Source organism: Glaciecola petra (assembly GCF_031846345.1).
Lineage (GTDB): Bacteria > Pseudomonadota > Gammaproteobacteria > Enterobacterales > Alteromonadaceae > Glaciecola > Glaciecola petra.
The window spans coordinates 1,158,430-1,172,806 of the sequence record NZ_JAVRHX010000001.1; the positions used below are offsets into that span (position 1 = coordinate 1,158,430).

Sequence of the window (14,377 nt, forward strand, 5' to 3'; positions counted from 1 at the left end):
AAAAAGAGGTTGGTATGAGTGCAAGAGGTCAGTTTTCCTCTCGAATCGGGTTTATTTTAGCGGCAGCAGGTTCAGCGGTCGGACTAGGTAATATTTGGGGATTTCCTACGAAAGTGGCTGAAAATGGCGGTGCTGCTTTTGTATTAATGTATTTGATTATGGCGTTTTTGCTGGCATACCCAGTACTAATGGCTGAACTTATCATTGGACGCGCAAAGCGTGCGAATATGATTGATGCACTTAGACAAATTTCGGGCAATGTGTTTGGCACAATAACCGGCAGTATTGGTGCGATTACCGTTATTCTAATATTAAGTTTTTATGCAATTGTTGCCGGTTGGATGCTGTCATATTTGATTGATTCTGTAACTAATATTGTCAGTATTGATCTACCTTGGTTAACAGAGGACTCTATTCCACGAAATTTAGTCTTTATGCTAGGTTTTTTAGTGGTCACCTGCATAGTGGTAAATGGCGGCGTTAGCAACGGTATTGAGCGATGGTCTGTACGACTAATGCCAACATTACTAATACTTATTACCATGCTCATTATTTACGTGAGTACCTTAGATGGCGCGGCAGAAGGGTGGTCAAAGTTCCTTGTGCCAGACTTTTCTAAAGTGTTCGACACTGGCTTAATGATAGATGCTATGGGCCAGGCTTTTTTCTCTATGTCACTCGGTGTTGGTACCATGTTAGTTTATGGTAGTTACATTCAAAAGCATGAAAATTTGCCAAGACTCGGAACGTCTGTTGCGTTAGTTGATATTGGCGTAGCGGTGCTCGCTGGCATGTTAATAATACCAGCTATGTATGTCGCCTTAGCAAATGGCGTACAAATACTCGATGACTCTAATAACTTGATTTCAGGACCTTCGTTAATTTTCCAAGTATTGCCCTCTTTATTCGAAAGTATGGGGTATATTGGTACCATTGTTGCCGCTGCATTTTTTGCGTTAATGGCTATTGCTGCCCTTACATCTTCGATATCTATGTTAGAAGTGCCGGTTGCTTTTCTGGTAGATAACAAAGGGCTGAAAAGGAGCAAAGCAACACTGTTGATAACGGCCTTAGTATTTGTTCTTAGCGCGTTAATTGTCTTAAACTTTGAACAGTTATTTGGATTAGTGATTACTGCTACAACTGAGTATAGTCAACCCTTACTTGGTTTAGTATTGTGTGTTTTCGCTGGGTGGATATGGCGTCGAGACCAAATATTAGAAGAATTAAAAAACGGTTGTGAAGATATTAAAACTGGATTATTTTGGAAAATTTGGCCGTGGTACGTAAAATTTGTTTGTCCTTTAGTTATCGCTCTCATGTTTTATCGCTCGGTATTTTAAACTATGTCTACTGAAAACAACTCAACTAAAACTCCCTCGATGCTAGATGCGCTTACTCCTATCATATTGTTAATTGTATTAATGGGGTCAAGTGTATATCTTTTTGGTGAAGATTCGTCTTTTGGACCTAATCAGATAGCCTTATTAATCGGTACATTTACTGCTGCAATTATTGGCTTAAAAAATGGCTACAAATGGCAAGCAATAGAAGAGGGCATTGTGGGTGGTATCGCCCTGTCTTTGAACGCATGCTTAATACTACTAGCCGTAGGCGCACTGATCGGTACATGGATGCTGGCGGGTACAGTGCCGACACTGGTTTATTATGGTTTGTCTCTGCTTAATCCAAGCTTTTTTTACGCCGCAGCATGTTTAATTTGTGCAATCGTAGCCATGAGTATTGGCAGCAGTTGGACAACAGCAGCAACGATAGGTGTTGCATTAATTGGTGTTGCAACAGCCATGGACCTCTCTTTAGCCATAACAGCAGGCGCAATTGTTTCAGGTGCCTATTTTGGCGATAAATTATCGCCTTTGTCAGAAACGACCAATTTAGCCCCAGCGGTGGCGGGAACAGATTTATTTGAACATATTAAATACATGCTTTGGACCACTGTACCAAGCATTATAATAGCGCTTATTTTATTTACTACTTTAGGCTTCCAAGAAGATGTAGTCGATTCGGGTTCGCGTATTTCGGCTATGCAAGCGATTATTTCAGAACAATTTACAATTGGCTGGTACACACTGGTCCCACTTATCGTCTTACTTGTTGTTGCGGTTAAAAAAATGCCCGCTTTCCCTGCTATTTTTATGGCAGCTGTGCTGGGTGGAATATGGGCGATGATATTTCAATCTGAACTTGTTCTATCCAAGTTCAATCCTGATTTATTAGACAAGCTAAGTATTTTTCCCGCGTTTTTGCAAGATACCATACAAAGCGTAATGGTGGTGTGGCAAGCCATGTTCACACAACTCGAATATATTACTGGTGACGATGCCTTAGATTCACTTGTTAATCGTGGTGGTATGGATGGGATGTTAAATACTATTTGGTTAATCATATGCGCAATGTCGTTTGGAGCGGTATTAGATAAAGTGGGTTTATTGAAAGCGATTGTTGGCGCTTGCTTGTATGGAGCAAAAACAGCCGGCGATATGGTAACAAGAACAATTCTTACCTGTTTTGGTGCTAACTTAGTGACTGCTGATCAATATATTTCAATTGTAATGCCGGGGCGGATGTACAAAGAAGAGTTTACCAAACGAGGATTACATCAACTAAACCTATCTAGAAGTTTAGAGGATGGCGGTACAATCACTTCTCCGTTAATTCCATGGAATACTTGCGGTGCGTATATGCACGGGGTGCTGCAGGTAAGTCCTTTAGATTATGTGTTTTACGCCTTCTTTAACTTAATAAATCCCTTTATGGCTATTTTTTATGCTTACTTTGGTATTAAAATTTTACGCCTAGAACCACCTAAAGTTAAGATTGTCACTAATAAATAGTATTTTTATATCGTAGGGTTTTCATGGCATCAGATTCTGGATCAAGTCTTACTAACACAGATAGCGAGCATAGTCTCAGTAAAAAACGTATTGATTACAAAGCGCCGACTCATTTAGTTCCAAATATTCACTTGACTTTTGAGTTGGATCCCAATGAAACACGGGTAAAAAATGTAATGCAAATACGTCGTGTTGATAATTCAGTCGATTTTTTGGTACTGGATGGCGAGGGTCTGCAGCTCACTGATATTATGATTGATAGTGTTCCATTAACCTTAGATGTTGATTTTTGGAAAGACGAACATGGGCTAAGAATTCAATGCAATAAAGATGAATTTACACTCACAATAAGTAATACCATTTCACCGATAAACAATACGAGTTTAGAGGGTTTATATTTTTCTAACGGCGCGTATTGTACTCAGTGTGAAGCCGAAGGCTTCCGTAAAATAAGCTATTTTTTTGACAGACCAGATATTCTATCCATATATACCGTTTGCATTCGAACAAATGACACAAGCCTCAGTTATTTATTAAGCAATGGAAATTTGATCAGCGACAATGTTAACGATACTAATATGCGCGAATGTATTTGGAGAGACCCTTTTCCAAAGCCATGTTATTTATTCGCATTAGTAGCGGGGCATTTTGATAAGTTAGAAGACAAGTTTGTCACAATGTCAGGTCGCACTATTGAACTGTTATTGTTTGTAGATGAGGGGCGCAAAGGGCAAGGTCAACATGCCTTAGATTCACTTAAAAAGGCAATGCGCTGGGATGAGGAAACTTACGGACTAGAGTATGACTTAGACATTTACATGATCGTTGCGGTTGACTTCTTTAATATGGGAGCAATGGAAAACAAAGGTCTAAATGTATTTAATTCCAAGTTTGTACTGGCCGATTCAAATACAGCGACTGATGAAGATTATTTTAATATTGAATCTATTATTGCGCATGAATATTTCCATAATTGGACAGGCAATAGAGTTACATGTCGTGATTGGTTTCAGTTAAGTCTAAAAGAAGGATTGACAGTTTTTCGCGATCAACAGTTCTCAGCAGATATGTTCAGCCCCCTGATCACACGAATCGGCCAAGTAAAAGTCATGCGTGAACATCAATTTGCAGAGGATGCTAGCCCGATGAGTCATCCTATACGTCCTGATGAAGTAATGGAGATGAATAATTTTTATACGGTCACCGTTTATGATAAAGGCGCTGAAGTTATAAGAATGCTACACACATTGTTAGGCAAGCGTGGTTTTAGACAAGGAATGGATTTATATTTTAAGAGGCATGATGGTCAAGCTGTGACGTGCGACGATTTTGTGCAGGCTATGCAGGATGCTAATGATATTGACCTTGCTCATTTTAAATTATGGTATTCACAATCGGGGACGCCAGAAATTAGCATCGAACTATCAAATGATGAAGACAATATGTGTCGCATTGGATTTCGACAGTTTACTCAAGCCACAGCCGACCAAGCTCATAAACAAGCGCTCTATGTGCCAATAAAAGTGCAATGTCTAAATGCTGATGGGAAGGCAATTAAAACAGGCCTGGCTAACGATACTTTTGTATTAACCGACAGCGCTGATTCTATTCTAATATTAGGCGATGCTAATAAGATTACACCCGTGTTTTTGCAAGATTTTTCAGCGCCTGTGAAAATCCATTTTGACTATTCTGGAAAACAACTCTTAAACATCATATTAAATGCCAATAATCATTATTCAAAATGGGAAGCGACTCAGCAGTTGTTTTTTACTTGGATTAAGTCGGTATACCTTAACGAGTGTAAACTTAATGCTAAGGTGAAAGAAGAATTAACGACCCTTGCGGGAAGTTTACCCGAGTTGACATTACCCGATGAAGTTCTCGCGCAGTTAATGACCCTGCCTTCACTCGAAAGCTGTATAGCGAAATTGGAACAGGTGAATCCGTTACAGTTAAATAAAGCATATATCAAAGTTCGCGCTTATTTAGCGAGCATCTCAGTCAACTATATGCTTAAACATTACCACAATATAAATGGCAAAAACGATCTGCCATACGCTTATCAAAGGCAACAAGTAAACGGCAGAAAATTAAAAAACGTTCTCTTATTTAATATTGCTTGCAGTGGTAATGAGTTAGCTTCTGCCTTGATTAAACAGCAATTTGAAGACGCTAGTAATATGACAGATAAATTGGGAGCGTTGAAAGCTGCTCAAGTATATAATATCGATTTATTTGATGCGCTAATGCTTTCATTTGAAGAACAATATACTAATGATGCGGTAGTAATGGATAAATGGTTTGCCTTGCATGCCAGTATTGAAAAACCAGATTTGTTGTCGCAATTAGACCTATTGCAAGCGCATAAACAATTTTCAATTACAAATCCAAACAAAGTACGGTCTTTGATAGGATCATTTGCTTTCTATAATACTGTGGCATTTCATCAAGCTGACGGAAGTGGATATAAATATTTAGCAGACTATTTGTTACAGTTAGATAAAGTGAACCCTCAGGTAGCCTCACGTCTTATTACGCCATTGATACAATACTCACAACTAGAAAATTCCTTCCAAGAAAAAATAATTGTGCAATTGCAACGGTTATATGGTGCAAAAGGCTTAAGTAAGGATTTATTCGAAAAAATTAGTAAATGCTTAATATCTAAACAAGATGAAAAACACTAAATATTATTTTTCTGTCAGTATGTCTTATGCCGAGTGTGAAAATCTTTACCATGACCAAATACAATACCTCGTGGTCACATCAACTGAAGGTAAACGAATTCAGTTGCCTAAACAGAACATGCAAAAGTTTGTAAGCTTAAACGGTTTGCATGGTATGTTTGTAATGGAAGTTGACCGGAATAATAAAATTAAAATGATAAATAAGTATGAAAGCAGGTGATTGTTCTTATTAGGCTTTTCAGTCTTAGCAATTCACTGTCACGCTATCGTGTTTGCGTTCTCTAGTTGTCTATTTATACTCAAAATTTGAACTTGATATTTGCTTCATAAGCTTGCTACATATGTAAATAAGGAAAAACTGTGTCTTTTTCCAACAGTTACAAATTATATCTACAAATTATTTTTGCTTATTTATTTATGAAAAGACCTTTGGGTCTTTTTTTTATGCAATTTTTCGAAATCCTTATGCAAAATGTAAATAAATCGTTAATAATAACTAGTAAACCATTAATTAATTAAGGAAAATGCCGATAAACGGGTGGAGTAGTATTCTTAAAACTTAAAAGAGATAAAACAATGTCGCTTACGCATCATCAACAATCTGTGTTACTAGAGCGTGTATTTTCATTGGTCAACGATAAGGTTGATCCCTCCCAATCAGACAAAGTCATTCAATTTGGTCAGTTACTAATGAAGACCATGTCTTTTGATGATCTTGACGGTCGCAGTGACAGCGACTTATATGGGGCTATATTAAGTCTGTGGCAACTTTTACAAGACAGAGAGACTAGCGAACCGTCAATTAAGGTATTCAATCCAGAAATTGCTAAAAATGGATGGCAATCCTCTCACACGGTTATCGAGATAATTGTTGATGATATGCCGTTTTTAGTTGATTCAATTCGTATGGCTATAAACCGTATGAACATAACATCACACTTGATTTTACACACACCCATGCACTTTATCCGCAGTAAAGATGGCAATGTGTCTGAGTTTACCGAAAAGGAATCAACAAAAGCAGGTTATACTTCTGAAACTGTATTTTTTATCGAAATAGACCGGCAATCAAGACTTCGCGATTTAGGAAAAATAACCGAAGAACTTCGTTCAGTCGTAAGTGAAGTGTCTCTATCGGTTGCTGATTGGCAACCCATGCGAGAAAAACTCAAAGATATTACGAAGTCGTTTGTCAAATCTAAAAGTAAAGCCACTGCCTCTGTAAAATCACAGGGCAAAACCTTTCTTAATTGGTTGAACGACCATAATTTCACGTTAATGGGTTATAGATATTACGATGTTAAAGCTGTAGAAGGTGACCATAGATGGTGCCCTAATAATGATAGTTCTTTGGGATTAATGAAAAACTCAATAAGCAATAGAGAACGATTATTATCGAATGTTCCTGCCAATGCTCGTGAAATGGCATTAAGCAGCAATCCATTATTGTTAACCAAAACGAATAGCCAATCACGAGTTCATCGACCGGCCTATATGGATTATATTGGCATTAAGGAATTTGATGACAAGGGCAATGTTAGCGGCGAACATCGTTTCGTAGGCTTATATAGTGCATCTTTTTACAATAGTAGCGCTGCCGATTTACCCATGCTTCGTGAGAAAATTGACAGAATGTGTCAGTTAAGTGGATTTGAAAAAGGCACTCATGCTTATAAAGCCTTTGTCAACATTGTAGAAACCTATCCAAGAGATGAACTCATCCAAACTACAGATGAAGATCTTGCTCAAATAATTATGGGCATTTTTCAAATGCAAGAACGCGGTATGTCCCGTTTGTTTGTGAGAAAAGACACTTTTGGGCGCTATTTTTCTTGTATGGTATATGTGCCAAGAGAACGCTACAACACTCAATTACGCCGTGAAACACAAGATTTATTAAAACGCTCATTTAAAGCAGAAGGTGAGGTTGAATTTAATACTTATTTTTCTGAATCCGTTTATGCTCGCACCCATTACATTGCTCGTGTTAACAATAATAATTTGGAATTTGATGTGAACGAAATAGAAAAAAATCTGATTGAGTTAACAAAGACCTGGCAAGATAAGTTAAACAGTAAAATTGTTTCTGTATATGGCGAGGAACATGGAAAAACAATTGTCAGAAAGTACGATAATGCCTTCAGTAGAAGTTATTCTGAGCAAAATCTTCCAAGTGCGGCTTTAGTCGATATACAAAGGATTGAATTACTAAATGATGAAAATAAACTCGATATTTTATTTTACAAGCCTCAAGAACAAAGCAGCGACAGTGATGTAGTTAAGCTTAAGCTCTATCATAAAGATGAACCTATACACTTATCAGATGTTTTGCCAATGTTGGAGAATTTTGGCATACGAGTCGTGGATGAAAGTCCTTACAAAGTAACTAATGAGCAAGGTCAAATTAGTTGGGTAATGGACTTTACGATGCTGTACAAAGGCAGCGCACATCTTGACATGGATAAAGCACAAGAGCTTTTTCAAAACGCATTTTCAGAAACATGGCTAGGGAATTTAGAAGATGACGGCTTTAATCGTCTTATTTTAGGTGCAGGTATTACTGGTAGACGCGTCACAATTGTTCGAGCATATGCAAAATACATGCGCCAAATTGGTTCAAGTTTTAGTTTGTCTTATGTAGCCAATACAATGGCCAGTTATCCAGATATATCTAAATTATTGATTGAATTATTTAATCAACAATTTTGCCCCAGCATTCGTCGTAATAAAACGGCAGTTGATAGGCTACAAGAGACAATTCTGCAAAAACTAGATACAGTGTCAAATTTGGATGATGACAGAATTATTCGTCGTTATCTTGATTTGATTAATGCAACACTCAGAACTAACTTTTACCAAAAAGACGAAGAAGGGCAAATTAAACCTTATATTTCCTTTAAGATGTTGCCAGCAGAAATTCCTGAAATGCCATTACCATTGCCTAAATTTGAAATTTTTGTGTATTCTCCGCGAATTGAGGGTGTGCATTTACGTGGTGGGAAAGTTGCACGCGGGGGTTTGCGTTGGTCAGACCGTATGGAAGATTTTAGAACTGAGATTTTAGGCTTAGTAAAAGCTCAACAGGTAAAAAATACAGTCATTGTGCCTGTAGGAGCAAAAGGTGGTTTCGTTTGTAAAAGAATGCCTGATAATGCTGACAGAGCTACTATGCAAAAAGAAGGGCAGGCTTGTTATAAAATTTTTATTAGAAGCTTGTTGGACATTACCGATAACATTGTCGATGGTAAAGTGATACCGCCTACAGACGTGGTGAGATTAGATGAAGATGATCCATATCTAGTAGTTGCGGCAGATAAGGGCACAGCTACTTTTTCTGATATTGCCAATGGCATTTCTGATGAATTTAATTTCTGGTTGGGCGACGCATTTGCATCAGGTGGTAGCGTTGGCTATGACCATAAGAAAATGGGGATTACTGCCAGAGGTGCTTGGGAGTCGGTTAAACGCCACTTTAGAGAAATAGGCGTCGATTGTCAGACAACGCCTTTTACTTGTGTCGCAATTGGCGACATGTCGGGAGATGTGTTTGGTAACGGTATGTTGCTATCCACGCAAACCAAAATTGTTTGTGCATTTAATCACATGCATATTTTCTTTGATCCAACCCCCAACGTAGAAAAAACCTATAAAGAACGACAAAGGCTATTTGAAGATCCGACTTTAAGTTGGGATGATTATGACCGCAAGCTTATATCGAAGGGCGGTGGCATATTCAAACGTAGTGAAAAATCAATTAAGTTAAGTCCTGAAATGAAAAAGGCTTTGGGGGTAAATAAAGCGACAATGACCCCAACCGAGCTGATTCATAATGTATTAAAAATGCCTGTTGACTTAATTTGGAATGGAGGTATTGGCACATACATTAAGGGTAGCAAAGAGAGTCACGCAGAAGTCGGTGATAGAGCAAATGATACTCTACGTGTTAACGGTAAAGACGTTAAAGCCAAAATTGTGGGAGAGGGCGGCAATCTGGGTCTTACTCAATTGGGCCGTATTGAATATGCAGCTAATGGAGGACATGTAAACACAGATTTCATTGATAATGTCGGCGGTGTTGATTGTTCTGATAATGAGGTGAATATCAAAATACTCCTGAATACTCTAGTTAATAATGGGGATTTAACCCTAAAACAAAGAAATGCTTTGCTATATGACATGACCGATGATGTGGGGGATATTGTTATTCAAGACTGTTATCGCCAAACACAGTCAATTTCAATTACCGAAATGATGGGCGTTAAGCAACTTAAAGAACAGCTTAGATTTATTCATGGACTTGAAAGAGAGGGTGCATTAAATAGAGAGTTAGAGTTTATCCCGTCTGACGATGAAATTTCCGAACGTGTCGCAACAGGCCAAGGTTTAACGCGTCCCGAACTATCGGTACTGATTGCTTATGGCAAAATGGTAATGAAGGAAGAATTTAATCTCGAGTCTATCACCGGTAACGCTTACTATAACAAATATTTGCTAAATGCATTTCCGGCGGTATTAAGAGAAAAATACAGTGAACAAATGCAATTACACCCCTTGCGTAGTGAAATTATTGCCACCAAGCTGACCAATGAAGTCATTAACGATATGGGTCTAAACTTTGTTCATCGTTTGCGAGAAGAAACGGGTGCTGATGCTAGTGAAATTTGTAACGCATATTCTATTGTAAAAGCCATCTTTAAAATGGGTGAGTTGTGGGAAGAAGTTGAACAGTTAGATAATATTATTGATGCAAAATTACAGTTGGAGATCCTCGACGAGATGCGCCGAACATTGAGGCGAACCGTTAGATGGTACATTCGACATGGCGAAAAAGATTTGCCTATTGATGATGCTATTGCCAAGTATGCCGGTGCATTCAATACAATAGCCAATAAGCTAACACAATATCTGGTAGCGTCTGAAGTGAAAGAGGTTGAGCAACGCATCAATTTCCTCGTTCAAGCGCAAGTTCCTGAAGTTCAGGCAATAAAAATAGCTTGTATGAGCAATTTATTCTCAAGTTTAGATTTAGCACAGGTTGCTGAACTTGAAAAACGCCCCGTTGAAATTGTGGCGAGACTTTATTTTCAGTTGGGTAATAAGTTCGAGTTGCATTGGTTTTTACAGCAAATTAATCATCAGACCGTTGCCAACCACTGGCAGGCACTGGCGCGCGCTTCTTATCGGGAAGAATTAGATTGGCAGCAACGAGCTATAACCACTGTTTTATTAAATTCAGCTCCTAAAAGTAAGGATGCAGATGCCATTTTGGCCTCATGGATCGAGGATAATCAGGCAAAACTTTCTCGCTGGCATCACATGATGACTGAATTCAAAACCAGTGAAAATCATGAATTTGCTAAATTTTCTGTCGCCCTGCGTGAATTGATGCTGTTAAGTATCAGCGCAAACCATTAAACTATGCGCATAATTTTGCAATAGCCCTGCTTGCAGGGCTTTTTTATATGGATTTTGTGTGTATTCGCTTTTACAAAAAATGTCTCTTCTGTGTAATGCAGAATGGAGTCATGACACCGCAATCAAACTACTGAATAAAACTCAACACAATTTTTTATCGAGTTTTTACTCTCAAAAAATGGTAAACAAGCCTACCAATTGTTTTGGTATTGATTTTCCAAACGATATAGGCTTGGCAGCTGGCTTAGATAAAAATGCCGAATGTATTGATGCCTTTGCAAGTATGGGGTTTGGTTTTATTGAAGTTGGCACTACCACGCCCCGCGCTCAGTTAGGAAACGAGAAACCTCGTATGTTTCGACTGCCAGAGTATCAAGCTATTATTAATCGAATGGGTTTTAATAATAAGGGTGTGGACTACTTAGTGCAAAATGTGAAGAAAAGTAATTATTCGGGTGTACTGGGCATTAATATTGGAAAAAACAAAGATACGCCAGATGACCAAGCACTAGATGACTATATTTATTGTATGCAAAAAGTATATGAATTAGCGTCTTATATTACTGTTAATATCTCATCGCCAAACACTCCAGGCTTGCGTAATTTACAATATGGAGATGCCCTTAAAAACTTGCTAAGTGGCATAAAAGCAGAACAATGTGCTTTGCAAAAAGCGTATTCAAAATATGTTCCTATTTTAGTAAAAATTGCGCCAGATTTGAGTGCCGTTGAAATCGAACAAATCGCTGACGTGTTAGTAGAGTCTGGTTTGGATGGAGTGATCGCAACAAATACTACCTTGGATCGCCGTAAAGTCGCATCTCATAAACATGCTAACGAAAGCGGTGGTCTAAGTGGAGCGGTTTTAAATGACAAAAGCTTAGAAGTTACACAACTACTAGCAAACCATATAAAAGGCCGCATTCCAATCGTAGGGGTGGGGGGTATCAGTTCAGCCGACGATGCGATAAAACGTAGAGAGGCTGGCGCCAGTTTATTACAAATTTATTCTAGCTTTATATACCAAGGCCCCGCTTTAATTAATGAGTTAGCGAATGCATGAATTTATAGTAAGCTCAGCACGCGGCTTGGATGAGATATTAAAAAAAGAATTAATACAGTTATTGGCGAGTTTTGAATGTTTCGAAGAAACTTCTTTTACCGTTCAACCTGGGCAAGTCCGTTTTTCAGGTGAATTAAAGCATGCTTATCATCTGTGTTTGCATTCTAGAATCGCAAATAGAGTATTGTTAATATTAAATACTGGTAAATGTGTGAATGCAAACGACCTTTATGAATTAGCCAATAGTATTGAATGGACAAAGCATTTTTCATCGGAAGCCACTTTTGCAATTACGTTCTTGGGCACAAATCGTGATATTAACAACACTCAATTTGGGGCAATGAAAGTAAAAGATGCAATTGTAGATACATTTACCGAAGCGGGATTTGAAAGACCAAATGTTGATAGACAGTCACCCGACATTCAGTTTCAAGCTCGATTGCGCAGAGAAACAGCACGTATTTGTTTAGATCTATCAGGTAGAAGTTTACATTTAAGAGGGTATCGACAAGAAACGGGAGACGCTCCTCTTAAAGAGCAACTTGCCGCCGCTATATTATATAGAAGTACATGGGTCGACAATATGCATTTACCCTTATTGGATCCTATGTGTGGCTCAGGTACTATCGCTATCGAAGCGGCCATGATGGCCAGCTGTTTAGCACCTAATTTGTACAGAGAACGGTGGGGGTTTAGTGATTGGTTACAGCATCAACAAACGGATTTTGAAGAAATAAGACAAGCCGCTTTTGAGTCAATCGATATACCAAAAGCACCTATTTATGCGTTTGATATTAGCACTAAGTTAATAGATGCAGCTAAGGCGAATGCTCGCAACGCAGGAGTTGATGAATATATCGAATTTAAACAGTGTGATGCATTGCATGCAACTGTTCCGGAAACACAAGGATTTATAGTCAGTAATCCTCCTTATGGCGAACGTTTAGATGATTACGTAGGTTTACTACCGTTGTATTCACAGCTAGGTAAACATTTCAAAACTGCGTTTGTTAATTGGAAATTGGCTTTATTGTGTTCTAATCAGCAACTATTAAAAGCATTGAAACTTCGCGCTGATAAACGTTATAAGCTATTTAATGGAAAACTTGAAACGCAGTTAGCGTGTTATGATCTAGTAGGCGAAAACACGCAACAATTTGAAAATGCACCTAGTGCTAACGAATTTAGCAATCGTCTGAATAAGAATTTAAAACGTTTGAAGTCTTGGATAAAACGAACTGACAGTAACGCATATCGAATATACGATGCAGATTTACCTAATTATAACTTCGCCATAGACCGTTATGCTGATTGGGTTATTGTACAAGAGTACGCCGCCCCAAAAAACATACCAGAGAGCACGACACAAGAGAGGTTAGCCCAAGCCTTATTGCATTTGCCTATGGTGTTACAGTGCGATAAAAAGAAAATAGTGCTAAAAGTAAGAGAAAAACAGCAGGGCGATAAGCAATATGAAAAGTCCCATAGTTTTAATCAACATATATTGGTTAATGAATACGGAGCAGAGTTCTTAATAAACCCTACTGACTATCTCGACGTTGGCTTATTTTTAGATCATCGCTTAACCCGAAAACGGTTTGCCGAAGACTGCTTCAATAAACATGTATTAAATTTATTCTGTTATACAGGCTCTGTGTCTGTTCATGCAGCAAAGGCAGGGGCAAAATCTATAGTGTCGGTTGATATGTCTAATACCTACATTAAATGGGCTCAAGATAATTTCAAACAAAACAAGCTAAATGGTGCTTACGAATTTATTCAAGCAGATTGTTTAAAATGGATTGAGTCAACATCGCTTGCAACAAATTTTGATCGCATTTTTATTGATCCGCCGTCGTTTTCAAACTCAAAAAGAATGGAAGCTAGTTGGGATGTGCAGCGTGATCATGTTGCACTTTTAAAACAAGCAAAAGAAAAACTGACAAAAAATGGAAAGATTTATTTTAGTAATAATTTGCGTAATTTTAAATTAGATCATGAAAGTCTTAGTGATACGGGTTTTGTTATCGAAAATATTTCTCAACAAACAATAGATGAAGATTTTAAGCGTTCTCCGAAAATACATCATTGTTGGATATTGAGTGTACATTAAATGAAAGTGATTCTTTATTCAGGCCCTCACTGTGGATTGTGTGACCAAGCACTCGATATGCTACATAGTATGCAAAATATTGATATTCAAATTGAAAAAATCAATATAAGAGATTCTGTTGAGTTGTATCACTTATATGGTGCTCGAATCCCAGTAATAAAAAGAAATTCGGATGCTGCAGAATTAGGCTGGCCTTTTTCCATAGAAGCCCTTCAAGCATTTTTATCGTGAGCTGTTTATT

General features: G+C 38.0%; 8 protein-coding genes. All 8 read left to right on the forward strand.

The window, feature by feature from the left end; genetic code table 11:
- The first annotated feature begins 14 nt into the window (after positions 1–14).
- The 8 genes from RM552_RS05120 to RM552_RS05150 all read left to right on the forward strand — a co-directional run bounded on the left by RM552_RS05120 (position 15) and on the right by RM552_RS05150 (position 14,367).
- Positions 15–1,343: a sodium-dependent transporter gene (locus tag RM552_RS05120; RefSeq protein ID WP_311367698.1), complete on the forward strand. Its 1,329-nt coding sequence runs from the start codon at positions 15–17 to the stop codon at positions 1,341–1,343.
- 3 nt (positions 1,344–1,346) lie between these two features.
- Entirely contained in the window at positions 1,347–2,855 is a 1,509-nt protein-coding gene (nhaC, locus tag RM552_RS05125) for a Na+/H+ antiporter NhaC (RefSeq protein WP_311367699.1), read from the forward strand.
- Between the two features lie 23 nt (positions 2,856–2,878).
- On the forward strand, positions 2,879–5,545 hold the full coding sequence (gene pepN, locus RM552_RS05130) for an aminopeptidase N (RefSeq protein WP_311367700.1): 2,667 nt from the start codon (positions 2,879–2,881) through the stop codon (positions 5,543–5,545).
- Positions 5,532–5,765 (forward strand): DUF2835 family protein, encoded by a 234-nt coding sequence (locus tag RM552_RS17730; RefSeq protein WP_432277180.1) that lies wholly within the window; start codon positions 5,532–5,534, stop codon positions 5,763–5,765. Before pepN ends, RM552_RS17730 begins: the two co-directional genes overlap by 14 nt.
- A gap of 356 nt (positions 5,766–6,121) precedes the next feature.
- Positions 6,122–10,960, forward strand: a complete 4,839-nt coding sequence (locus RM552_RS05135; protein ID WP_311367701.1) for an NAD-glutamate dehydrogenase — start codon at positions 6,122–6,124, stop codon at positions 10,958–10,960.
- Between the two features lie 58 nt (positions 10,961–11,018).
- A complete protein-coding gene (gene pyrD, locus RM552_RS05140; RefSeq protein WP_311367702.1) occupies positions 11,019–12,023 on the forward strand; it encodes a quinone-dependent dihydroorotate dehydrogenase in 1,005 nt (334 codons plus the stop codon).
- Positions 12,016–14,136: a bifunctional 23S rRNA (guanine(2069)-N(7))-methyltransferase RlmK/23S rRNA (guanine(2445)-N(2))-methyltransferase RlmL gene (rlmKL, locus tag RM552_RS05145; protein ID WP_311367703.1), complete on the forward strand. Its 2,121-nt coding sequence runs from the start codon at positions 12,016–12,018 to the stop codon at positions 14,134–14,136. Before pyrD ends, rlmKL begins: the two co-directional genes overlap by 8 nt.
- Positions 14,137–14,367 (forward strand): glutaredoxin family protein, encoded by a 231-nt coding sequence (locus RM552_RS05150; RefSeq protein ID WP_311367704.1) that lies wholly within the window; start codon positions 14,137–14,139, stop codon positions 14,365–14,367.
- Positions 14,368–14,377 lie beyond the last annotated feature (10 nt).

Excerpts from the sequence above, each read along its gene's own strand:
- RM552_RS05120 (WP_311367698.1), top strand. The coding sequence starts at position 15 with ATGAGTGCAAGAGGTCAGTTTTCCTCTCGAATCGGGTTTATTTTAGCG.
- nhaC (WP_311367699.1), top strand. The coding sequence starts at position 1,347 with ATGTCTACTGAAAACAACTCAACTAAAACTCCCTCGATGCTAGATGCG.
- pepN (WP_311367700.1), top strand. The coding sequence starts at position 2,879 with ATGGCATCAGATTCTGGATCAAGTCTTACTAACACAGATAGCGAGCAT.
- RM552_RS17730 (WP_432277180.1), top strand. The coding sequence starts at position 5,532 with ATGAAAAACACTAAATATTATTTTTCTGTCAGTATGTCTTATGCCGAG.
- RM552_RS05135 (WP_311367701.1), top strand. The coding sequence starts at position 6,122 with ATGTCGCTTACGCATCATCAACAATCTGTGTTACTAGAGCGTGTATTT.
- rlmKL (WP_311367703.1), top strand. The coding sequence starts at position 12,016 with ATGCATGAATTTATAGTAAGCTCAGCACGCGGCTTGGATGAGATATTA.
- RM552_RS05150 (WP_311367704.1), top strand. The coding sequence starts at position 14,137 with ATGAAAGTGATTCTTTATTCAGGCCCTCACTGTGGATTGTGTGACCAA.